The organism is Achromobacter sp. (genome assembly GCF_032113835.1).
Taxonomy (GTDB): Bacteria; Pseudomonadota; Gammaproteobacteria; order Burkholderiales; family Burkholderiaceae_B; genus Achromobacter.
The window spans coordinates 22,364-43,147 of the sequence record NZ_DAMCTG010000011.1; the positions used below are offsets into that span (position 1 = coordinate 22,364).

The 20,784-nt window shown below is 67.8% G+C and carries 20 protein-coding genes; 13 read left to right on the forward strand and 7 right to left on the reverse strand.

The features are described 5' to 3' along the window. Positions 1-60 precede the first annotated feature (60 nt). Positions 61-1,029: a tripartite tricarboxylate transporter substrate binding protein gene (locus RT697_RS06620; protein WP_313697586.1), complete on the forward strand. Its 969-nt coding sequence runs from the start codon at positions 61-63 to the stop codon at positions 1,027-1,029. A gap of 38 nt (positions 1,030-1,067) precedes the next feature. After that, positions 1,068-2,024, forward strand: coding sequence for a tripartite tricarboxylate transporter substrate binding protein (locus RT697_RS06625; protein WP_313697588.1), 957 nt, complete (start codon positions 1,068-1,070; stop codon positions 2,022-2,024). Between the two features lie 39 nt (positions 2,025-2,063). Here RT697_RS06625 and RT697_RS06630 read toward each other — a convergent pair whose 3' ends face one another. Next, positions 2,064-2,984, reverse strand: a complete 921-nt coding sequence (locus tag RT697_RS06630; protein ID WP_313697590.1) for a LysR substrate-binding domain-containing protein — start codon at positions 2,982-2,984, stop codon at positions 2,064-2,066. Positions 2,985-3,113: 129 nt separating this feature from the next. On the opposite strand from RT697_RS06630, the gene RT697_RS06635 reads away from it, so the two are divergent. The 11 genes from RT697_RS06635 to RT697_RS06685 all read left to right on the forward strand — a co-directional run bounded on the left by RT697_RS06635 (position 3,114) and on the right by RT697_RS06685 (position 13,859). Next, complete coding sequence (locus RT697_RS06635) at positions 3,114-3,773, forward strand: RraA family protein (protein ID WP_313697592.1); 660 nt, start codon at positions 3,114-3,116, stop codon at positions 3,771-3,773. A 41-nt stretch (positions 3,774-3,814) separates the two neighbouring features. After that, positions 3,815-4,495 carry an RraA family protein gene (locus RT697_RS06640; protein ID WP_313697594.1) on the forward strand — a complete coding sequence of 227 codons (681 nt, stop codon included), beginning with the start codon at positions 3,815-3,817 and terminating at the stop codon, positions 4,493-4,495. A gap of 109 nt (positions 4,496-4,604) precedes the next feature. Further along, entirely contained in the window at positions 4,605-5,480 is an 876-nt protein-coding gene (locus tag RT697_RS06645; protein ID WP_313697595.1) for an NAD(P)-binding domain-containing protein, read from the forward strand. Between the two features lie 59 nt (positions 5,481-5,539). Further along, a complete protein-coding gene (locus RT697_RS06650; RefSeq protein WP_313697597.1) occupies positions 5,540-6,505 on the forward strand; it encodes a tripartite tricarboxylate transporter substrate binding protein in 966 nt (321 codons plus the stop codon). A gap of 36 nt (positions 6,506-6,541) precedes the next feature. After that, a complete protein-coding gene (locus tag RT697_RS06655) occupies positions 6,542-7,213 on the forward strand; it encodes an RraA family protein (RefSeq protein ID WP_313697599.1) in 672 nt (223 codons plus the stop codon). 2 nt (positions 7,214-7,215) lie between these two features. Next, on the forward strand, positions 7,216-8,268 hold the full coding sequence (locus tag RT697_RS06660) for an NAD(P)-dependent oxidoreductase (RefSeq protein WP_313697601.1): 1,053 nt from the start codon (positions 7,216-7,218) through the stop codon (positions 8,266-8,268). Between the two features lie 97 nt (positions 8,269-8,365). After that, on the forward strand, positions 8,366-9,031 hold the full coding sequence (locus RT697_RS06665; protein WP_313697603.1) for a GntR family transcriptional regulator: 666 nt from the start codon (positions 8,366-8,368) through the stop codon (positions 9,029-9,031). A gap of 328 nt (positions 9,032-9,359) precedes the next feature. Beyond that, positions 9,360-10,478, forward strand: a complete 1,119-nt coding sequence (locus tag RT697_RS06670; protein ID WP_313697605.1) for a porin — start codon at positions 9,360-9,362, stop codon at positions 10,476-10,478. Beyond that, on the forward strand, positions 10,475-11,185 hold the full coding sequence (locus RT697_RS06675; RefSeq protein ID WP_313697607.1) for an ABC transporter ATP-binding protein: 711 nt from the start codon (positions 10,475-10,477) through the stop codon (positions 11,183-11,185). The genes RT697_RS06670 and RT697_RS06675 overlap by 4 nt, the downstream gene beginning before the upstream one ends. Before the next feature lie 42 nt (positions 11,186-11,227). Beyond that, the gene (locus tag RT697_RS06680) at positions 11,228-12,163 is read left to right on the forward strand and encodes an ABC transporter substrate-binding protein (protein ID WP_313697608.1); all 936 of its coding nucleotides are present in this window, start codon (positions 11,228-11,230) and stop codon (positions 12,161-12,163) included. A gap of 40 nt (positions 12,164-12,203) precedes the next feature. Continuing rightward, positions 12,204-13,859, forward strand: a complete 1,656-nt coding sequence (locus tag RT697_RS06685; protein WP_313697609.1) for an ABC transporter permease — start codon at positions 12,204-12,206, stop codon at positions 13,857-13,859. 24 nt (positions 13,860-13,883) lie between these two features. Here the strand turns inward: RT697_RS06685 and RT697_RS06690 are convergent, their stop codons facing one another. The 6 genes from RT697_RS06690 to RT697_RS06715 are packed head-to-tail and all read right to left on the reverse strand — an operon-like array spanning position 13,884 to position 20,776. After that, entirely contained in the window at positions 13,884-14,897 is a 1,014-nt protein-coding gene (locus RT697_RS06690; protein ID WP_313697611.1) for a PleD family two-component system response regulator, read from the reverse strand. Positions 14,898-14,931: 34 nt separating this feature from the next. Then, the gene (locus tag RT697_RS06695) at positions 14,932-15,942 is read right to left on the reverse strand and encodes a chemotaxis response regulator protein-glutamate methylesterase (protein ID WP_313697613.1); all 1,011 of its coding nucleotides are present in this window, start codon (positions 15,940-15,942) and stop codon (positions 14,932-14,934) included. After that, the gene (locus tag RT697_RS06700; RefSeq protein ID WP_313697614.1) at positions 15,939-18,254 is read right to left on the reverse strand and encodes a hybrid sensor histidine kinase/response regulator; all 2,316 of its coding nucleotides are present in this window, start codon (positions 18,252-18,254) and stop codon (positions 15,939-15,941) included. Before RT697_RS06700 ends, RT697_RS06695 begins: the two co-directional genes overlap by 4 nt. Next, a complete protein-coding gene (locus tag RT697_RS06705; protein WP_409517407.1) occupies positions 18,251-18,922 on the reverse strand; it encodes a chemotaxis protein CheW in 672 nt (223 codons plus the stop codon). Before RT697_RS06705 ends, RT697_RS06700 begins: the two co-directional genes overlap by 4 nt. Further along, on the reverse strand, positions 18,915-20,237 hold the full coding sequence (locus tag RT697_RS06710; protein WP_313697616.1) for a CheR family methyltransferase: 1,323 nt from the start codon (positions 20,235-20,237) through the stop codon (positions 18,915-18,917). The genes RT697_RS06705 and RT697_RS06710 overlap by 8 nt, the downstream gene beginning before the upstream one ends. After that, positions 20,234-20,776, reverse strand: coding sequence for a chemotaxis protein CheW (locus tag RT697_RS06715; protein WP_313697618.1), 543 nt, complete (start codon positions 20,774-20,776; stop codon positions 20,234-20,236). The genes RT697_RS06710 and RT697_RS06715 overlap by 4 nt, the downstream gene beginning before the upstream one ends. Positions 20,777-20,784 lie beyond the last annotated feature (8 nt).

The following is a 20,784-nucleotide window of genomic DNA, read 5'->3' on the forward strand; positions in this document are numbered from 1 at the left end:
CTTTTCACACCTCCCCGACACGCCATCGAGCAAGAGGGAGGGTTCAACAAGGAGACAAACATGCGCTTTCCCATCAAGCGTTGGGCGTGCGGCGCCCTCGCATCAGCGTTCAGCGCGGCCGTCATGGCGGCCGCGCCGTATCCGGACAAACCGATACGCCTCATCGTGCCGTGGCCCGCGGGCGGCTCGGCGGACACCATTGGCCGCTCGCTGGGCGATGCCTTGGGCAAGCGCCTGAATGCGACGGTCGTGGTCGAAAACGTGGCGGGCGCTTCCGGCACCATCGCAACCACCCAATTCGCCCGCGCCGCGCCGGACGGCTACACCCTCCTGCTGGCCAGCAGCTCGGCCAACGTCTCGGCGCCCAACCTGTATGCCAAGGTGCATTTCGACCCCATCAAGGACTTCACCCCGATCGGTGAAGTCGCGCTGGTGCCCAGCGTGCTCATCGTCCCCGAGAACTCGCCGTTCAAGCGTCCGGCCGACATCGTCGCCGCGGCGCGCAAGCAACCCGGCAAACTGACCTACGGCTCCGGCGGCACCGGCAACTCGGGGCATCTTTCGGGCGAACTGTTTCGCGCGATCAACAAGATCGAGGTCACGCATGTGCCGTACAAGGGCAACAACCCTGCCTTGACCGACTTGATGGGCGGACGGCTGGACTACATGTTCGACAACGGCGCGATTGGCCACATCCAGAGCCAGCGCGTACGCGCGTTGGCCGTTGCCTCAGACGCCCGGCTCAAGGCCATTCCCGACGTGCCCACGTTCGAGGAACTGGGCATGGCCGGCATGCAACTGACCACGTGGTTCGGCCTGGCGGCGCCGGCCGGCACGCCCGCGCCCATCGTGGACAAACTGAGCAGCGCCCTGAACGCCGTGATGTCCGATCCCGCCTATTCGCAACGGCTCATCGCCATGGGCGCGGAACTGCGGCAAAGCACGCCCGCGGCCTTCACGGCGTTCTGGGCGGAGGAACTGGACCGCTACCGCCAGCTCATCCAGTCCGCAGGCATCCAGGTCAACTGACACGTCGTGGCGCATGACAGCCAATCAAGGAGACAAGCATGAAAGCAAATGCATTTCAGCGGATTCTGATTGCCGGGGCGCTGGCCCTGGCGGCCGGCGCGTCGTATGCCGCCTGGCCGGACGACCGTCCGATCGAACTGGTGGTGGGTTTCGCGCCCGGCGGCGGCACGGACGTGATGGCGCGGCTGGTGGCCCAGCACATGGAAAAGCGCCTGGGCGACAAGACCCGGATCATCGTAATCAACAAGCCCGGGGCCGGCGGCGAAATCGCCGTGCGCTACGTCGCGGCGGCCAAACCCGACGGCTACACGCTGGGCATGATCAACGCGCCCGGCTTCGTGTACCTGCCCGTCAGCAAGGGGGCGAAGTACAAGCCCGAAGACATCCGGCTCATCGCCCGTCTGGTCGACGACCCGCTGCTCTTCATCAAGCGCCGCGGATCCAACGCGCCGGACGACCTGCCGGCGCTCGTCACAAAGCTGAAGCAGTCGCCCGAATCGCTGTCCTTCGGCCACAGCGGCGACGGCACGACCGGCCATCTGGCACTGATGGACATGGAGCGCAGCCAGAACGTGCGAGGCACCAGCGTGCCTTTCAAGGGCGGCGGCGACATCCGCCTGGGGATCCTGGGCGATCACATCGACTACGGTCTGATCACCGTGAGCGAGGTGCCGGAACTGATCGACCCGAAAGGCCCTTTCGAGGCCATCGCCATCACCAGCGACAAGCGCCACAACACCATCCCCACCGCGGCGGAATCCGGCGTGGCGCTGCGATACTCGTCCGAACGCGGCATGGGCGGCCCGGCGACCTTGCCGGACGCCATCCGCGACAAGCTGGAACAGGCGCTTGAGGACACCCTCAAGGACCCCGCCTTTCTGGCGGCATCGGGACGCGACGCAGCCGTGCTGGCCTTTCAGCCGGGCGAGGAATGGCGGGCCAGCCTGGCCCGGCAGACACGCGCCTTCCAGCAAGAGGCCGCCGCGAAAAAGTAGGCGCCTGATGCCAGGCAGCGCTTGCCGCGTCGCCTGGCATCACCCTTCCGGACGCCGCTTGCGATACGTTTTTTCAAGCCACTGCACAGCTACCTCGACCAGCGGATGAAAGCGCGCGGTATTCCACGCCAGCGCGGCCGTGACCACCATGACCTTTTCCTTCAATGGCCGGATGACGACGTTGGCGGGCGCCAGCTTCTTCATCGACGCCGGCACCAGCGCCACGCCCTGGCCGCATCCCACATAGGCGACCTGCGAGGCCACCGACCGCACCTCGTGCAGCACGCGGGGCGTGAAGCCGTGGGCGCGGCAGATCGCGGTCAGCATGTCGAAGTACACCGGGCTCACCTGCCGGGACGACATCACAAGCTGCTCCGCCGCCAACGACTGAAGGCGCACGCGGGGCAACGCCGCCAGCTTGTGGTCGTCAGGCAGCGCCACGGCCAACCGGTCCTCGGTCAACGGCAGCGTCGAGATGCCCTCGCCGACGTCGCCATCGATGCGCACGAACGCCATGTCCAGTTCCCCTGACAGCAGCGCCGGCACCGCCTCGACGCTGTCGATCTCCCGCACGAAGACCGTCAGACTCGGGTGCGCCCGCTTCAGTTCATTGAGCAGCGGCGGAACGGTGTCCAGCATTGCCGAGGTGATCGCGCCCACATGCAGCACGCCTGACTGGCCCGACGCGACCTCCCGCACGACGCGCTCCAGGTGTTCGACCTGACCGGCAAACTGGCGCACCGCGGGCAGGATCGCCGCGCCCGCCGCCGAAAGCTGCGTGCCCCGGCGCGACCGTTCGAAGAGCTGGAGTTTCAGCGATTGTTCCAGCACCTTGATCTGCTCGGTCAGCGGCGGCTGCGACATGCCCAGCCGCGCTGCCGCCCGTCCGAAATGCCGTTCCTCGGCCACCGCCAGAAACATCCAGAGTTGCCGTATCAGCCTGAAGTCGATCGTGCTCATGCCGTGTCCTCGTCGCCGGTTGCGCGCTGCCGCGCTGATCCTGGAACCGTATCACAGAGATACTTGAAAACGAATTTATCTATCAAGAAGCCGTTCCCATAATCAAACCTTCACTCAGGAGGTTTCCCCATGTCCCAAGCATCCACACTCGACCGCCTTGCCTCGCTGGACACCAATACCGTCTCGGACGCCCTGGACTTTCTTGGACTGCCCGGCGCCACCTTCGGCCTGCGGCCGCTGTGGGACTGCCCGAAGATCGTGGGCCGCGCCAGCACCATCCAACTGGGCCCCAAGACGGACGCAAAACCGGCCGTGCATCTGATCTCTCCCGTCATCGACGCCGTGCAGACCGGCGACCGCGTGCTGGTCATCGCCGGCGGCGCCGAGGGCATTTCCTGCTGGGGCGACATCCTGGCCAATGCGGCGCGCGCCAAACACGTGCGAGGTTCCGTCATCGACGGTCTGAGCCGCGACATCGAAGGCAGCGAATCGATCGGCTACCCCGTCTATGGACGGGGCATCACCATGATCAGCGCCCGCAACCGCGTGATCCAGATCGATGCCGGCAAGCCCGTACAGATGGCCGGCGTGACCGTCCATGAAGACGACTACGTCATCGCGGACCGCTGCGGCGCCGTGTTCGTGCCGGCCGCCCGAATCGATGAAGTGCTGGATCTGGCCGAACGCATTGCAACGCGGCAGGACGGCATGGTCGCCGCCGTGCGCGCCGGCCGCTCGGTCGCCGAGGTCATGCACGACAAGGAATTCGAAGCCATCCACGCGAAGTGACCCGACGCGCCCTCACTGCCCCACTCACCAAAGGAACGACGATGACAAACCCCAAGAAAGCCGCCGCACACGACCAGGAGCTGGTCGCCCTATTTGAAGGACTGGATACGCCGGGCGTGTCCGACGCCATGGACAAGCTGGGTCTGCACGGCCAGGCGCAGGACATCATGCCGCTGGACAACTATGCCCGCCCGGTTGTCGGCCCGGCCTTCACGGTCAAGTACGTCCCCGCCGCGACGCCCGCCGGCACGGTCGGCGACTTCATCGATGACGTCGCCGAAGGCGACATCGTGGTGATCGACAACGATGGCCGCACCGACTGCACGGTATGGGGCGACATCATGACGCAATACGCCGGCCTGCGCGGCATCGCCGGCACCGTCATTGACGGCGTGTGCCGCGACGTGGGCAAGGCGCTGGGCGACGGCTATCCGGTTTTCAGCGCCGGCCGCTTCATGCGCACCGGCAAGGACCGGGTGGAGGTGGAGTCGGTGAACACCACCGTCGCGGTGGGCACCGTGCGTGTGGCCGCGCGTGACATCGTGGTGGCCGACGCCAATGGCGTGGTGATCGTGCCGCGCGAGCGCGCTCGTGAAGTGGCCGAGACCGCGCGCAAGATTGAAGCCGTGGAGGCCGCGATCCGCGAGCGGATCAGCCAGGGCGCGACCATCCGCGAAGCGCGCGCCGCGCTGGGCTATCACCTGCTGCAAAGAAAGGCCTGATTGTTTTTTTAATGTACTTTGTGCGTGAAAAACCTAGGGTAAACACCTTCTTTCGCCGCGTAAATTGCCGATCTATAAACACGTATTGTTTTTTTAATGTGTTTTTAAGATGAAAATCGCACTGATTGGTTGTGGCGAGGTCGGCCATTGCTACACCCGGGCCTGGATCGCCGCAGGACATCGCATCGTCGGCATCTGCGACCTGCGCTCGGACGCAGAAATGGCGGACCGCGCCAAGGCCGCAGACGCGGCCTTGCATGCCGAACCGGGCGCCTGGCTGGCCGAGGCCGACGTCGTGGTCTCGGCCGTGTACGGCTACAGCGCAGCGGAAGTCGCCGCGCAAGCCTTTCCCCACATGCGCGCCGGCGCCGTCTACGCGGATTTCACCACCGCCAGCGCGCCCGACATGCAGAAAGCGGCCGCGGCCGCAGCCGCGAGCGCCATCCCTTTCATGGACGTGGCCATCATGGGCGCCATCGCCCTGCTGGCCGAAAAGACGCCACTGCTATGCGCCGGCGAAGGCGCGGACGTGGTGACGGCGCTGGGCGAAAGCGCGGGCGCCACGGTCCGGATCATCGAAGGCAAGCCCGGCGACGCGGTGCGCTTGAAGCTCTTGCGCAGCATCATGACCAAAGGCATGGAAAGCCTGGCCGTCGAATGCCTCGTGGCGGCCGAGCGCATGGGTCTGCGCGAATCGCTGTACGAAGTGCTGGCCGACATCGACCGCACGCCGCTGACGGCATTCATGGACTCGTTCGTGCGCTCGCACGTGCTGCACGCGCCGCGCCGGCTTGCCGAAGTGCGCGAAGCGCGCGACCAGCTGCATGAAGCGGGCCTTGAGCCCCTGGTCCTGGATGGCGTCGAACAGCTCTTTGCGCGTTCCACCCGCGGCATCGAGGCCGCGCGCGCCAAGGGCGAAGCCCCGGCGCCCGACACGGTCGAGGCGCGCCTGGCCTGGCTGACCACGCTGGCCCGCCAGTCCTGACATCCCCACCGCGCCCCAGAGCGCGGACCGAATCTGCATAACACTTCGTGAGGAAGACAATGAAACTATTCAAGCAACTGCTGGCCGCCACGCTCGTGCTGAGCTGCGCCGCCGCCCACGCGGCCGACCTGGGCAAGGCCCCCATCACGCTGATCTCGCCGTTCCCCCCCGGTGGCGGCACGGACACCCTGACGCGCATGATCGGCAGCGCCATCAGCCAGGACGCTGGCTGGAACATCGTCGTCGAGAACAAGCCCGGCGCCGGCGGCAACCTAGCGCTGGACGCCACGGCGCGCGCCCAACCCGACGGCCACACGCTGGTCATGGCGCAGACCGACAACATCGTGCTGAACCCCTGGCTCTACAGCAAGCTCAGCTACGACACCTTCAAGGACTTCAAGCCGGTCGGCCCCGTGGCGTCTTCGCCCAGCGTCTTCGTCGTGGTGCCCGATTCGCCGTTCAAGACCATCGCCGACGTCGTCAAGGCCGCGCAGGCGCGTCCCAACCAAGTTTCGCTCGGCATTCCCGGCATCGGCGGCACGGGCGACCTGACCGGCTACTTGTGGCGCAAGGCCGCCAACATGGAACTGATGCACGTGCCGTACCGCGGCTGGAGCCAGGCCTTCCCCGATCTGGCCAGCGGCCGGATCGACATTTACGTCGGCTCCGTCGCGTCGCTGCTGCCGCAGATCCGCGGCGGCAAGGTGCGCGCGCTGGGCGTCGTCGCGAGCGAGCGTTCGCCCGCCCTGCCGGACGTGCCGACCTTTCCCGAAAGCGGCTTTCCGACCATCAACCAGTCGATCTGGTGGGGCCTGATGGCGCCGGGCAAGACGCCGGACGACGTGATCGCCGCGCTGAACAGCGAGCTGCAGAAGGTGCAGTCGAACCCCGAACTGATCAAGAAGCTTGAGGACGCCGGCTACAGCGTGCTGAAGGGCTCGCCCGACGACCTGGCGCGCCGCCACCGCACGGACCACGACGCCTTCGGCAAGGTCGTGCAGGAAGCCGGCATTCCCAAGCAGTGAACCCGATTTGTAGATATCCAGCTATCAGGAGCAGTGATGACAGGTTTTGAAATCCACGCCCGCCAGCGCGCGGTCAGCAAGGAACTGGTCGATAAATTCCGCCAGGTGCCGGTCGCCAACGTCAGCGATTGCATGTCGCGCATGACGGCCGGCGGCGCTCGCCTGCGGCCCATGCACGACGGCACGCCGCTGGCCGGCCCGGCGCTCACCGTGCGCACGCGTCCCGGCGACAACCTGCTGGTGCACAAGGCGCTGAGCCTGGCGCAACCGGGCGACGTCATCGTGGTCGATGCCGGCGGCGACCTGACCAACGCGATCATCGGCGAGATCATGACGACCTACGCCGAGTCGCGCGGCATCGCGGGCATCATCATCAACGGCGCCATCCGCGACTGCGGCACCATCCGCCGCAGCGCGTTTCCCGTCTACGCGGCCGGCGTCACGCACCGCGGCCCGTACAAGGACGGCCCGGGCGAAATCAACTGCGTGGTCGCGCTGGACGGCATGACCATCGCGCCGGGCGATCTGATCCTGGGCGACGACGACGGGCTGCTTGCCGTGCCGTTCGAGCAGGCGCAAGCCATCTTTGAGGCCGCCGCGGCAAAGCACGACGTGGAAACCAAGATGCTGGCGGACATTGCCGCCGGCACGCTGGATACGTCGTGGGTCGACGCCCGACTGCGCGCGTTGGGCTGCACGGGAGTCTGACCATGAGCGATGCGCCAGTCAGCAGGCCCCAGTTGCGCGTCGCGCGCCTGGATCTGTGGATCGATCCGGTGTTCGACGAGACCATTGCGCGGGACGATACGCTGGACCTGCGCGTGCTGCCGGCCGATGGCGACGCGGTGACGGCCGCCGGCCTGGCCGGCGCGCACGCGTATCACGTCAGCGCGGCGAAGGACGAGGTTCCGGCCCGCTGGCAGGTATCGGCGGATCTCCTGGCCCAATGTCCCCAACTGCTGTGCGTGTCCTCGGGCGGCGCGGGCTACGACACGGTGGACGTGGCCGCCTGCACCCGCGCGGGCGTGGCCGTCGTCAACCAGGCTGGCGCCAATGCCGCATCGGTCGCCGAAATGACCTTTGCCCTGCTGCTGTCGCTGGTCAAGCGGCTGGGCGAATCGGAAGCCGCGCTGCGCGCCGGCACCGCCGTCAGCCGCGAGGCCCTGATGGGTCACGAGATCGAAGGCCGCGTCATCGGCATCGTCGGCATCGGCGAGATCGGGCGCAGGGTGGCGCGGATTGCAGCGGGCTTTGGCTTGAAGGTCGTTGCGTACGATCCGCTGCTGACCGACGCGCAGATCGCCGAACGCGGCGCGGCGCCGGTCTCGTTCGATGCGCTGCTGGAACAGGCCGACATCGTCAGCCTGCACTGCCCGCTGAACGCCGTCACGCGCGGGATGGTCAATGCCGCCGCCTTGCGCCGTATGAAGCGCGGCGCGCTGTTCGTCTCCACCGCGCGCGGCGGCATCCATGACGAAGACGCCCTGCTCGCGGCGCTGGAGTCCGGGCATATTGCAGGTGCTGGGCTGGACGTGTGGCAGGTGGAACCGCCGCCTCCGCGCAGCGGCCTCCTGCAGCGTGCGGACGTGGCCGCCGCCTTTCACACGGGCGGCGTCACGCACGAAGGCCGCCGCAAGGTGGCGCAGGGCTCGGCTACGCAGATCATGGACATGCTTGCCGGCCGCCGTCCGGCACGCCTGCTCAATCCGGAAGTCTGGCCGCGCTTTCTGGCGCGGCTGGCGGAACACGGGGTGACCGTGTAGAACCTGCGAGCGCGGCGGCCAAAGTCTCGGCGACCATGGCCCCGCGTGCCGTTGTTATAGTCCCAGCTTCGAAAAACGAGAAGAGCCAAGCCGCGTCATGTCGAGCGCCAGTGATTACGTATACGGAGAGTTGCGCCGCCGCCTGATGGCCGGATCGTTCCTGCCCGGCGAGCCGCTGCGCGAGGAACACATCGCCACCCAGCTCTCCGTCAGCCGCACGCCCGTGCGCAACGCCATCGAACGCCTGATCGCGGACGGTCTGGTCACCCGCGAAGGCCGGCGCGGAGCCGTCGTGCTGGGTTGGCAGGACCGCGACATCGACGAAGCCTTCGAGCTGCGCATGCTGCTCGAACCCTATTCCGCCAAGGCCGCCGCCGAGCGCGCCACGCCCGAACAGATCGACGAACTGGACCGCATCAACCAGTGCATGCTCGACGCCGTCAACTCCGGCGCGCCCGACCACGTGGCCCAAGTCCAGCACTACAACAACCTGTTCCACCACGCCCTGCTCAACGCCGCGCAATCGGCGCGGGTGCGGTCGCTGGTCGAAAACTTGCTGGACATGCCGATCATCATCGGCTCGTTCTATTTCTACGGCCGCGACGACATGCTGCGCAGCGTGGAACACCATCGCCAGATCATCGCCGCCATCCGCGCGCGCGATCCCGAATGCGCCGAGATCGCCGTGCGCTTTCATCTGGCGACGACCCATCTTCTGTTCAGATCGCATCGGAAAGACAAGAAGACGCTCGAGCACGAATGACCGCCGGCGCTGCGCTGGCCGGTGTCTGACACCCTTGAGAGACGGTCGTCGCATCGGGCCGGTGTGCATAGGGTGTCAGACACCTTGCACCGGGTTCACTTTCATCTGCTGGCCGGTGTCTGACACCCTTGAGAGATGGGCGTCGCATCGGGCAGATGTGCAAAGGGTGTCAGACACCTTGCCCCGGGTTCACTTTCATCGGACAACTACTCATCTTCCGTCCCGATCGCATCGGAAGGATGGCAAGACGGGCGGGTAGTGTCATCGACCTGTAGCAACCCGCCCCTAGAGTGTCGGCTCCGATTGAATCCCAAAGAGGACTTTCATTTTGAAATCGACACTCCGCATTGCGGCGGCTGGCGCCTGCCTGTCCGCTTTCTCCCTGGCAGCGCCCGCAGCGCTCGCCGCCACCGCCACCTCGGTTCAGCTCTACGGCTTGATCGACACCGGCCTGCAATACCTCAGCAACGGTCCGGGCGGCAACAGCAAGACCGGCATGAGCGCCGGCAACCTGAACGGTTCGCGCTGGGGCCTGAAGGGCTCCGAGGACCTGGGCGACGGCGTTTCCGCCATCTTCGTCCTGGAAAACGGCTTTGACTCCGGCAACGGCAACAGCCTGCAAGGCGGACGTCTGTTCGGGCGCCAGGCCTACGTCGGCTTTTTCAGCAACACGTGGGGCCGCCTGACGCTGGGCCGCCACAACACGCTGATGATCGAATGGATGAGCAAGTACAACCCGTTCGACAACGCCAATTTCTCGATCAAGCGGCCCGACGCCGCGTTCTCGGACCGCACCGACAACGCCGTCATGTACGTCGGCAAGCTGGGTCCTGTTTCCGTCGGCGGCTACTACAGCTTCGGCTGGAACAACGAACAGTCGTTCGATGACAGCAAGCTCGGACGCATGGTGGGCGGCGGTCTGCGCTACAAATCGGGCGGCCTGGACGCCGCGCTGCTGTATCACTCGAAGAACGCCGACAAGCCCAAGACGGGCGCCGGCAGCAGCAACCGCGAAGACCGCGTCGTGGCGGGCGTGTCGTACGACTTCGAGGACGTCAAGGTGTACGCCGGCTACCGCTGGCTGGACCAGAAGCTCACGCAACGCAGCTACAAGAACAACATGACGTGGCTGGGCGCGACCTACAAGCCGCAAGGCAACGTGCGTCTGTCGGCCGCCGTCTATCACCTGAACGACTCGGTGTGCGACGACATGAACAACGCGGCCTGCCCCGCCGTGCAAGCCGCCGGCACCGGTCAGAAGTCGACCATGATCGTGCTCGGCAACGAATACGACCTGTCCAAGCGCACCACGCTGTACGCCGTCGCGGCCTACGCCATCAACGACGACAAATCGTCCTTGAGCGTGGTCGGCGGCAAGTACGGCGCGAACGTCGAACCGGGCAAGAACCAGTTCGGCCTGAACCTCGGCATGCGGCATCGGTTTTGAACGCGCCCGCCTCCAACGCCGGCGGCACGGCTATCGCCGTGCGCGGCCTGCGGCATGCGTTCAACGGCCATACGGTGCTGGACGGCGTGGACCTGGACGTGCCTGCGGGCACGGTCCTGGCGCTGCTCGGGCCCTCCGGCTGCGGCAAGAGCACCCTGCTCAAGGCGCTGGCGGGCCTCTTGCGGCCGCAGCACGGCGACATCCGGTTCGGCGGCGCGGTGGTCAGCAGCGCTGGCCAGCACGAGCCGCCGGAGCGCCGTGACCTGGGCATGGTGTTCCAGGACTACGCCCTCTGGCCGCACATGAGCGTGGCCAGCAACGTGGCCTTTCCGCTTGAAATGCGGGGCGTCTCGCGCCGTGAGCGCCCCGCGCTCGTGCGCGACGCCCTGGCCATGGTCGGCCTGCACGAACATGCCGAACGCCGTCCCACCGACCTGTCCGGCGGCCAGCAGCAACGCGTGGCGCTGGCGCGCGCGATTGTCGCCCGCCCGCGCGTGCTGCTGTTCGACGAACCCCTCTCCAATCTGGACCGGACGCTGCGCGAAACGCTGTGCGCCGAGATCGGCGCGCTGCTGCGCCGGATCGGCACGACCGCCGTCTACGTCACCCACGACCACGAGGAAGCCCATGCGCTGGCGCACACGATCGCCCGCATGCAAAACGGCCGCATCGCCGAACTCGTGCCGGTCAACAAGGACTCTGCTTAAATGTCACTCGCACCTTCTTCCCAACTACTCGCTACGCTCTTCATGACGCTTTCTATCGGATTGGCCTCGGGCCAGGCCAAGGCGCTGACCGTCTACACCGCCGGACCAGGCGGCCTCATCAAGCAATTGGCGGCCGGCTTCCAGGAAAAAACCGGCATCAAGGTGGATGTGTTCCAGGCCACCACGGGCAAGGTCATGGCGCGACTGGAGGCCGAAGCGGCCAACCCGCGCGCCGACGTGCTGATCTCGGCGTCCTGGGATACCGCCCAGGACCTGGACCAGCGCGGCTGGCTGATGGCCTATGAAAGCCCCAATGCCGCGCAGGTGCCGGCGCGCTTCAAGGCCCCCACCTACGTCGCGCAAGGCATTTCGGCGCTGGGCATCGTCTGGAACACGGCCAGCGGCACGCCCGAACCGCGCGACTGGTCCGACCTGACCGGCCCTCAATTCAAGCAGTCGGTCACCATGCCGGATCCGGCCCTGTCGGGCGCATCGCTCGACCTGCTGCTGGGCCTGCAGAACGCTCAGGGCGACGCCGCGTGGAAGCTCTTCGAGACGCTGCGCGACAACGGCATGAACATCTCCGGTCCCAACGCCCAGGCGTTGACGCCGGTGCTGCAAGGCGCCAAGGCGGCCGTGTTCGGCGCGGTGGATTACGTGTCGTACGCCAGCGTGGCCAAGGGCGAGTCGGTGAAGGTCATCTTCCCGTCCAGCGGCACCGCCATCGCCCCGCGCCCCATGATGATCCTGAAGACCGCACGCCAGGCCGACGAGGCGCGCAAGTTCGTGGACTACGTGCTGTCCGAAGAAGGCCAGCGCGCCGTGGCGGACGCCTGGCTGATGCCCGCGCGTCAGGACGTGGCGGCCAAGCGGCCCGTGTTCAAGGATCTGGCTTTGCTGCCGGACACCGCAACCGAATCCGGCGCCAGCCGGGCCGAGGTGCTGACCCGCTTCGGCCGGATCTTCGGCCAACACTGACAGGCCGGGATGCCGGTCCGGCCGGCATCCGATCCCCTCCATGAAAAGCCTCTATCTCCTGGCGGCCGCCACCCTGGCCGCCCTGGCGGTGCTCGTCGCCTTGCCCATGGCGTTCGTGGCGCTGCAAGCTGTCTTTCCCCATCTGGCCGAGGGCTCGCTGCGCGACCCGTTCGGCGCCTGGCCTGCGACGCTGGGCAGTCCCGGCACGCTCAGCCTGATCGGCGGCACGCTGAAACTGGGCCTGGGCGTGGCCGCGGTCAGCGCCGCCATCGGCATTCCGCTCGGTGCGCTGCGCGGGCTGTTCCGCGTGCCGCTGGCGCGGTTGTGGGATCTGCTGTTTCTGGTCCCCTTTCTGCTTCCGCCCTACATCGCGGCGTTGTCGTGGACGATGGCCCTGCAGCCGCGCGGCTATCTTGAACAACTGACGGGCTTCAATCTCGGCCCGTTATTGTTCTCGCCCACGGGCGTGACGCTGGCGATGAGCCTGGCGATCTTTCCCGTCGTGTATTTCGCCGTCTCGCGCAGCATGGCGGCCACCGGCGCGCGGATGGCGGACGTGGCGCGCGTGTTCGGCGCGGGTCCGTGGCGCGCCTTCCTGCTCGTCACGCTGCCGCTGGCGCTGCCCGCCATTGCGGCCAGCCTGCTGCTTGCGTTCACGCTCGCCATCGAGGAGTACGGCGTGCCTGCGGCGCTCGGCTCGCAATCGGGTGTCGCCGTGCTGACCACCGCCATCGAACGCCGGCTGGCCGACTGGCCCATCGACCTGCCCGGCGCGTCGCTGCTGTCGCTGGTGCTGGTGGCGCTGGCGCTGACCGCCTACGCCGTCCAACGCGCCGCGCTGGCCGGCCGCGGCTTCGAAACCACGACGGGCAAACCCGCGCCATTGGCGCGCGGCGAACTGGGTCCATGGCGCGCGCCCGTGCTGCTGGCCTTTGCCATGGTGGCGCTGATCGCGGTGGCGGCGCCCCTGGCGTCGATGTTGGCCGCCGCGCTGACGCGCAACGTGTCGGGCGGCCTGTCGGCCGGCAATCTGACGCTGGCCAACTTCGCCGCGCTGTTCGATGCACGCGGCGACGCATGGGAGGCCTTGTCCACCAGCCTGTCGCTGGCGAGCGGGACGGCCCTCCTGGCGGGCGCGGTGGGATTGCTGGCGGCGTGGTGCGTCGCCTGGCGTCACGTGCGCGGCGCCGCGCTGATCGACGCGCTGGCCCTGTTGCCCGCGGCATTGCCCGGCGTGGTGGTCGGCGTCGGCCTGATCCTGGCGTGGAACCAGCCGTTCTGGCCGGCAACGCCCTACGGGACCTGGGGCATCCTGCTGCTGTCGTACACCTGCCTGCTGCTGCCCTACCCAGTGCGTTATGTTGGCGCGGCCCTGGCGCAGATCGGCGCCAATCTGGAAGCCGCCGCGCGCGTCCATGGCGCCAGCGCGGCGCGCGCGCTGCGGCGCATCGTCCTGCCGCTGGTATTGCCCGGGCTGGCGGCGTCGATGCTGATGGTGTTTGCCGTGGCGTCGCGCGAACTGGTGACGTCGCTGCTGCTGGCGCCGGCCGGCGTGCAGACCGTGTCGATCTTCGTGTGGCGGCAGTTCGAGCAGGGTTCGGTGGGTGAAGGCATGGCGATGGCCGCGGCGGCCGTTGCCGTCAGCCTGTTGCTGATGCTGGGCGCAGCCAGCATCGGCGGCCGCCAACCCCGCTAGCAGGCGGGGCGGCAGGCACGCGCGTCAGATCTGTCCGGGCACCACCCGGTTGCGCCCCTGCCGCTTCGCTTCATACAGGCCGCGGTCGGCGGCCTGAATCAGCTCGGTGCACGGCTGCCCCTCTTGCGGGACCGCCGTCGCCAGCCCGATGCTGACCGTCAGCCACGGGCCGAAGCCCGCGTCGCGCTGGGGAATCTGCATGGCTTCCACGGCGCGGCGCAGCTTTTCAGCCGCAAGCCGCGCGCTGCCGCCCGGCGTGCCCGGCAACACCAGCGCAAATTCCTCGCCGCCAAAACGCGCCGCCAGGTCAGTGGAGCGGTCGCAACTGGCGAAGATGGTGTTGGCGACGCGCTTGAGCGCCTCGTCGCCCGCGATGTGGCCATAGGTGTCGTTGTAGGACTTGAAGTGGTCCACGTCGATCATGAGCATGCTGATCTCGCGGCCGTCGCGCCCCGCGCGCTGCCATTCGGCATTCAGGTATTCATCGAAATAGCGACGGTTGCCCAAGCCGGTCAGGCCGTCCGAATTGGTCAGCCGGCGCAGCTCCATATTGCTTTCCAGCAGTTGCTGCTGGCTCTGGCGCAGCGCCTGATAGGCTTCGTCGCGCTGCACCAGCGCCATGTACGAACGCGAGTGGTAGCGGATGCGCGCGATCAATTCGATCGAATCCGGCAGCTTGACCAGGTAGTCGTTGGCGCCCGCCGCGAAGGCTGCGCTCTTGATGGCGGGATCTTCCTTGGTCGACAGAACGATGATCGGGATGTCGCGCGTGACGGGATGGGCGCGATATTCGCGCACCAGGCTCAGGCCGTCCACGCCGGGCAGCACCAGATCCTGCAGGATGACCGTGGGCCGGGTCTGGATCGCGACGCTCAAGGCCTTGTAGGGATCCGAGCAATAGTGAAAATCGATGTTGCCCTCGGGCACCAACGCCCGCCGGATGGCTTCTCCAACCATGACCTGGTCGTCGACGAGCAACACCATCGCCCCGTGCGAATTGAGATCCGCGGAGACCGTGTCGTCAGGGGATGGAAGCATAGTGAGTCCTTGATGTCCAACGATGTGCCGCGGCTCAGGCGAACGCCTGGATGACGCGGGACGCAATTTGTTCGAGCGGCCGGATTTCCACCGCGGCCTGCATGGCCGCGGCTGCCTTCGGCATGCCATAGACGGCGCTGGTGGCCTGGTCTTGTGCGATGGTCAGGCAACCGCGCTCGCGCAGCGCCTTCAGGCCGCGCGCCCCGTCCTGCCCCATGCCGGTCAGCAGCACGCCGACCGCCACGCCGCGCCAGTGCTGCGCGACGCTATGAAAGAAGACATCGATGGAAGGCCGATACAGGCTTTCGCGGGGGCAATCCGTGTAGCGCAGGGTACCATCCTCGAGCAGCGTCAGATGGTCATCCGTGCCCGCCAGCAGGATCTGGCCGGGCAATGGCCGTTCGCCTTCGCGCGCCAGCCTGACCGGCAGCGGCACCTGGTCATTGAGCCAGTCCGCCATGCCTGCGGCGAACGACGCGTCCACATGCTGCACCAGCACGATGCCTGCCGGAAAATCCAGGGGAATGTCGCGCAGCAGCTGGGCCAGCGTGGCGGGGCCGCCGGCCGACGCACCCACCGCCAGGAGCCGCCGCGCGCTCGCCGGCGCCGCAGGCTTGCTGACCGGCGTCAGCGCGGGACGGTTGCTGTAACGGCCGATCAGCCAGCCGATGTTGCGGATCTTGCGCAGCAGCGGCGCCGCCGCGGTGCGCATGTCGGCCGCACCCACCACCGGCGTATCCACCGCGTCCAGCGCGCCGTGGCCCATCGCGTCGAAGACGCGCGATGTATGGCCCGCCACGTCGGAGGTGACCACGACGATGGCGCAGGGAGTTTCAGCCATGATGCGGCGCGTGGCCTCGACGCCGTCCATGACGGGCATGATGAGGTCCATCAGCACGACGTCCGGGCGGTCGCGCGCGCACTGCTGGACGGCCTCCAGGCCGTCCGACGCCGTCCAGGCGACTTCCAGACCCGGTTCCAATGCAATGACTCGCCGCAGAACTTCGACAGCGAGGGGCATGTCGTTGACGATCCCGATTCTCACGTCCGTGCTTTCCCGATGAGGTCTTCAACGGCGTCGAGCAGCGCATCGTCGTGAAAGCTGCCCTTGGCCAGATAGTAGTCCGCGCCGGCATCCAGCCCGCGCTGCCTGTCCTCTTCCCGGTCCTTGTACGACACCACCATGACGGGCAGGGTCTGCAGCTTGGGATCCGCCTTGATCCGCGACACCAGCTCGATGCCATCCATGCGGGGCATGTCGACGTCGGTCACGATCAGGTCAAAGTCCTCGCTGCGGAGCATGTTCCAGCCGTCCATGCCGTCCACGGCGACCGCCACATCGAATCCGCGGTTCAGCAGGAGCTTGCGCTCAAGCTCGCGAACCGTCAATGAATCATCCACCACCAGCACGCGCTTGCGGCGGCGCGCGGCCGCGGCGCCGGACCCGCTGTCCACCCGCGACAGCCGCCCGCCCTCGATCAGCTTCTGGACGGACACCAGCATGTCCTCGACGTCCAGGATCAACAGCGGCGTGCCATCGTCCATGAGCGAACCCGCCATCACGTCCTGCACCTTGCCCAGGCGGGGATCGAGCGGCTGCACGACCAGCGTGCGCTCGCCCACGTAACGGTCCACGGCGATGCCGTAGAGCCGGTCATGGTCGCCCACCACCACCACGGACAAGGTATCCGTGTCCGGCGCGGCCTCGCCGGCGCGCAGGATCTGCCGCGCCGACACCAGGCCGATCTGGCGGTCCTGGAACCGGAAATGCTGCTGCCCCTCCAACTGCTCGATGTCCCGGGCGTCCACCTGCAACGCGTGGCTGACGTAGGCCAGCGGAAACGCGTAGATCTCGTTCTGCACTTCGACCAGCAGGCTGCGCACCACGGACAGCGACAGCGGCATTTCCAGCACGAAGCGCGTGCCGCGTCCCTGCTGCTGGTAGACCCGCACCGCGCCGCGCAATTGGCGCACCATGGTCTGGACCACGTCCAGCCCCACGCCGCGGCCTGAGATCTCGGTCACCTCATCACGTGTGCTGAAGCCCGACAGGAAAAGGAATTCCAGCAGCTCGGCTTCGCTCAGGCGCGCCGCGGTTTCGGCATTGGTGAGTTTGCGTTCGACGACCTCTTCACGCAGGTGGTCCAGCGAAATGCCGGTGCCGTCGTCGGCCAGTTCGACCAGCAGCATGCCCGCCGAATGGCGCGCCGACAGCGTGATCATCCCCTCGGCCGGCTTGCCAGCGCGTTCACGGACCTCGGGCGCCTCGATGCCGTGATCCACGGCATTGCGCAACAGGTGCATGAGCGGCGCATCCAGCTTTTCGAGGATGTCCCGATCCACCTGCGTGTTTTCGCCCTCGATCTCAAGGCGAACCTGCTTGCCCAGCGAACGGCCCAGGTCGCGCACCATGCGCGGCATGCCGCCCACGCCGTCGCCAAAGGGCCGCATGCGGCAGGCGAGCGCGGTGTCATAAAGGCGCCGCGTCAGGTGATTCATGCGCCAGCCGAATTCGTCGACTTCGCTGGCGCGTTGCGTCAGTTCACGCTGGCATTGCTCAAGGATGCGTTGCGCATCGTCCAGCGCGGCCTGGCCGCGCGCGTCCAGCTGCTGCTCGGCCAGCACGGCCCGCAGGCCATCCAGCGCGTGCGCCGCGCCCGTCTGCATCCGTCGCAGCCGCAGCATGGCGGTGCTGAAGGGTCCCACCCATTGCGACTCGACCAGCGTCTCGCTGGACAAGCCGAGCAGGCGGTTCAGCGTGTCGGCGGTCACGCGCAGCACCCGCTCGCCTTCGCCCACAATGCCGTCCGAACTGCGGCGCGAGGGCAGCGCGGCGGGTGCGGCAGGTTTTGCGGCGGGCGCCGGCGCAGCGGGCTCGTCTTCGATCCGCACGATGGGCGGCAGGTAGTCCGACGGCCGTCCCGTGCGCGGCGCCTGGGCCGCAGTCGCGGCGGGAGACGGGGATGCGTTCGGGAGATTGGGCGCGCTGCTCAGCCGCGCCACCAGATCGCCGATCTCGGCGTCCAGCTCCACGCCGGGCGTCGCGACACGCTGCAGCAAGTCGGTGCCCAGCAGCAAGGCATCGATGTCGGTTGCCTGCAGGCGCAGGCGGCCTTCCTGCGCGGCCACCAGGCAGTCTTCCATGGCGTGCGCGATGCGCACCGCCGGATGCAGGTCCACGATGCGCGCCGCACCCTTCAGCGAATGCGCGGCGCGCATGCAGGCTTCGAGGTGCGGCGCGGACGTGGGGTTCTTTTCCAGGGCGAGCAGCCCGTCGTTCAAGACCTGCACCTGGGTGCGGGTCTCGATCTGGAACAGTTCGAGGAGCGAGGCATCGCGCATCTGATCGGGATTCACGCGAGACTCCGTTCCAATGCCTGCATCAGCAGGGTTTCGTCCAGCACGCCGACGGCGCGGCCGCCGCAGCGCGCCACGCCGCGCGAATACTTCAGGCTTGCGCCCTGCACCGTCGACGGCAGCGGCTCCAGCGCCTCCAGGTCCACTTCGTGCATGCCCTCGATTTCGTCCACGGGCAGCACCACGGCGCGGCCGGCGCCGCCGAAAATCAGCATGCGGGCCGTGGCGGGACGATCGCGCGTCTGCAGCGCCGCGGCGTCCAGTCCCAACAGGCGCGGCAGCGACACGCACACTGTCAGCGTGCCGCGCACGTTGGTCACGCCCAGCACCGCCGGATCGCGCCGGTGCGGCAGGCTGATGATGCCGCGCGTGCCGGCCACCTCGTCCAGCGAGCGGGTGGGCAGGCCCATCCATTCGCGGTGCAGCCGGAACACCAGCAGCGACGACAGATTGTCCGACTGCTGCGGCGGCACGGCCTCGTCGGCCGCTTCCATGGCGGGTGGCAGGCGGTCAAGAATGCGCTTGGCCGCCGCGGCATACACCGGACAGTTGCGGCAATGCACGTGGCCGGCAAGCTGCGAGCAACTCTTGTCGCCGCGTATTCCGATACGGTTCCAGCAGTCGTCCACGCCGGACAGCGCTTCGATCGTGTCAATCACGTCAGTCACGTCGCGCCTCCCCGCGCGCCGCGCGCGCTTGCAGGCGGCGGGCGCCCTCGTGATCGCCATCCGACGCCACCAGCGCGGCCAGATGCAGCAGCGCCTCGCGGTGGTTCGGGTCCAGGTACAACGCCTTGCGATATGCGGCCTGCGCCTGCCGCGACTGCCCTTCGGCATCCAGCAGCAGCCCCTGCAGATGCAGCGCGTCGGCGCTGGCGCCGTGGATCTCGATATGCCCCTGGCATTTTGCCATCGCATCGCGAACCCGGCCCAGGTCAGCCAGGGCGGCGATCTCGCGCAGTGAAGTCTGTGCGGCCTGCCCCGTTTGGACGGCGGGCGGTGCGGGTTGCGGTGCGGGTTGGGGTGCGGAGGGCGTGCCGGCAATGGCCGCGTGCGGCAACGGCAGCCGGGGCGCGGGCGTCTGCGCGACCGGGCGGCGCGGCGGTGTCCAGGCGTGCACGATCGGCCCCTGGCTGGACAGCGGCGCGCGCGCGGCGGCGGCGGCTGGCTCGGCCGGCACGGGCGCGGGCTTGGCGCGGAATGCAAAGGAACGCGAGAGCGGCACGGCAGGCAGCCGGCGGCCTGTCAGCAGACTGGTCTCGGCCGGTCCCACGAACAGCACGCCGTCATCGCGCGCAAATCGGCGAAGCACCTGCACGGCGCGTTCCTGCGTGGGCATGTCGAAATAGATCAATAGGTTGCGGCAGAACACGAAGTCATACGGCGCGGCGCCCGCCAACAGGTTCGCATCGAACAGGTTGCCCGGCTGGAACCGGACCTGCCCGCGCACGCGCGCAGCCAGTTGATGGCCGTCCGGCACCTCTGAAAAATGGCGGTCGCGAAACGCCAGATCGCCCCCGCGAAACGAATTGCGGCCATACACGGCGCGCTGCGCGAATTCGACCATGCGCACGCTGATGTCCAGCGCGTCCACATGGAAACGGTGCGGCGGCACGCCGGCATCCAGCAGCGCCATCGCGATGGAATACGGTTCTTCGCCGCTGGAACACGGCACGCTCAGCACGCGCAGGACGCGGGCCTCGCAACCGGGCGCAAACAGGCGCTCGCGCGCCAGCGTCGCCATGGCGTCCTGCGACTCCGGATACCGGAAGAACCACGTTTCGGGCACGATCACCGCTTCGATCAGCTGCTGCATCTCGTCGGGCCAGGCCTGCACACGCATCAAGTAGTCCTGCTCGTCGTCCACGCCGGCGGCGTGCATGCGGTGCCGCACGGCGCGCTCGACCGCCGCCTGGCCGATGGACCCGCTGTCCAGTCCCATGCGCCGCTTGAGCAGCCCGCTGAATTCTTCGACCAGGCTCATGGCTGCGCCTCGGCTGTCGGCGCGCTGCCGTCGGACGGAAACAGCAGCGCCCGCACGTAGGCGGGCAGCAGATCATTGACCGAAACCGCCTGCACCATGCCGTGCGCATCGGTCAGGACCGGACCAAGATAGCGGGCCTCGGCATTGTCCAGCGCGTGCGGCTGAAACGCCGACGGGTCGTAATGGACGGTTTCGGTGGCCTGTTCCAGGATCAGCCCAAGCAGGCGCTCGGCGTCCGCGTGATCCGGCCGGTAGCGCACCAGCGCCACGCGCGTGCTGGTGACGGCGGCGTACGTGCCGGCGCCGGCCAGCGCGCTCATGTCGAGGACCGGCACGGCAACGCCGCGGCGCTCCATCATGCCGGCCACCCAATGCGGCGCACCCGGCACCTGTTTGAGGATACGCAGCCCCAGCACTTCGGCGATGTCCCCGGCGTCCAGCGCATAGCGATCCGCGCCGATTCTGAAAAGCAGGTACAGCCGGCGCGAGGGGCCGGCGTGACCCGCGGAGGTTCGGGCGCGGACGGCGGGAGCAGTCATGGACCCGA

What these genes read in the sequence shown, in the direction of transcription:
- RT697_RS06620 (WP_313697586.1), top strand. Translation starts at nt 61, where the DNA reads ATGCGCTTTCCCATCAAGCGTTGGGCGTGCGGCGCCCTCGCATCAGCG.
- RT697_RS06665 (WP_313697603.1), top strand. Translation starts at nt 8,366, where the DNA reads ATGTCGAGCGCCAGTGATTACGTATACGGAGAGTTGCGCCGCCGCCTG.
- RT697_RS06640 (WP_313697594.1), top strand. Translation starts at nt 3,815, where the DNA reads ATGACAAACCCCAAGAAAGCCGCCGCACACGACCAGGAGCTGGTCGCC.
- RT697_RS06715 (WP_313697618.1), bottom strand. Translation starts at nt 20,776, where the DNA reads ATGACTGCTCCCGCCGTCCGCGCCCGAACCTCCGCGGGTCACGCCGGC.
- RT697_RS06635 (WP_313697592.1), top strand. Translation starts at nt 3,114, where the DNA reads ATGTCCCAAGCATCCACACTCGACCGCCTTGCCTCGCTGGACACCAAT.
- RT697_RS06645 (WP_313697595.1), top strand. Translation starts at nt 4,605, where the DNA reads ATGAAAATCGCACTGATTGGTTGTGGCGAGGTCGGCCATTGCTACACC.
- RT697_RS06685 (WP_313697609.1), top strand. Translation starts at nt 12,204, where the DNA reads ATGAAAAGCCTCTATCTCCTGGCGGCCGCCACCCTGGCCGCCCTGGCG.
- RT697_RS06630 (WP_313697590.1), bottom strand. Translation starts at nt 2,984, where the DNA reads ATGAGCACGATCGACTTCAGGCTGATACGGCAACTCTGGATGTTTCTG.
- RT697_RS06625 (WP_313697588.1), top strand. Translation starts at nt 1,068, where the DNA reads ATGAAAGCAAATGCATTTCAGCGGATTCTGATTGCCGGGGCGCTGGCC.
- RT697_RS06680 (WP_313697608.1), top strand. Translation starts at nt 11,228, where the DNA reads ATGACGCTTTCTATCGGATTGGCCTCGGGCCAGGCCAAGGCGCTGACC.
- RT697_RS06650 (WP_313697597.1), top strand. Translation starts at nt 5,540, where the DNA reads ATGAAACTATTCAAGCAACTGCTGGCCGCCACGCTCGTGCTGAGCTGC.
- RT697_RS06710 (WP_313697616.1), bottom strand. Translation starts at nt 20,237, where the DNA reads ATGAGCCTGGTCGAAGAATTCAGCGGGCTGCTCAAGCGGCGCATGGGA.
- RT697_RS06655 (WP_313697599.1), top strand. Translation starts at nt 6,542, where the DNA reads ATGACAGGTTTTGAAATCCACGCCCGCCAGCGCGCGGTCAGCAAGGAA.
- RT697_RS06660 (WP_313697601.1), top strand. Translation starts at nt 7,216, where the DNA reads ATGAGCGATGCGCCAGTCAGCAGGCCCCAGTTGCGCGTCGCGCGCCTG.
- RT697_RS06690 (WP_313697611.1), bottom strand. Translation starts at nt 14,897, where the DNA reads ATGCTTCCATCCCCTGACGACACGGTCTCCGCGGATCTCAATTCGCAC.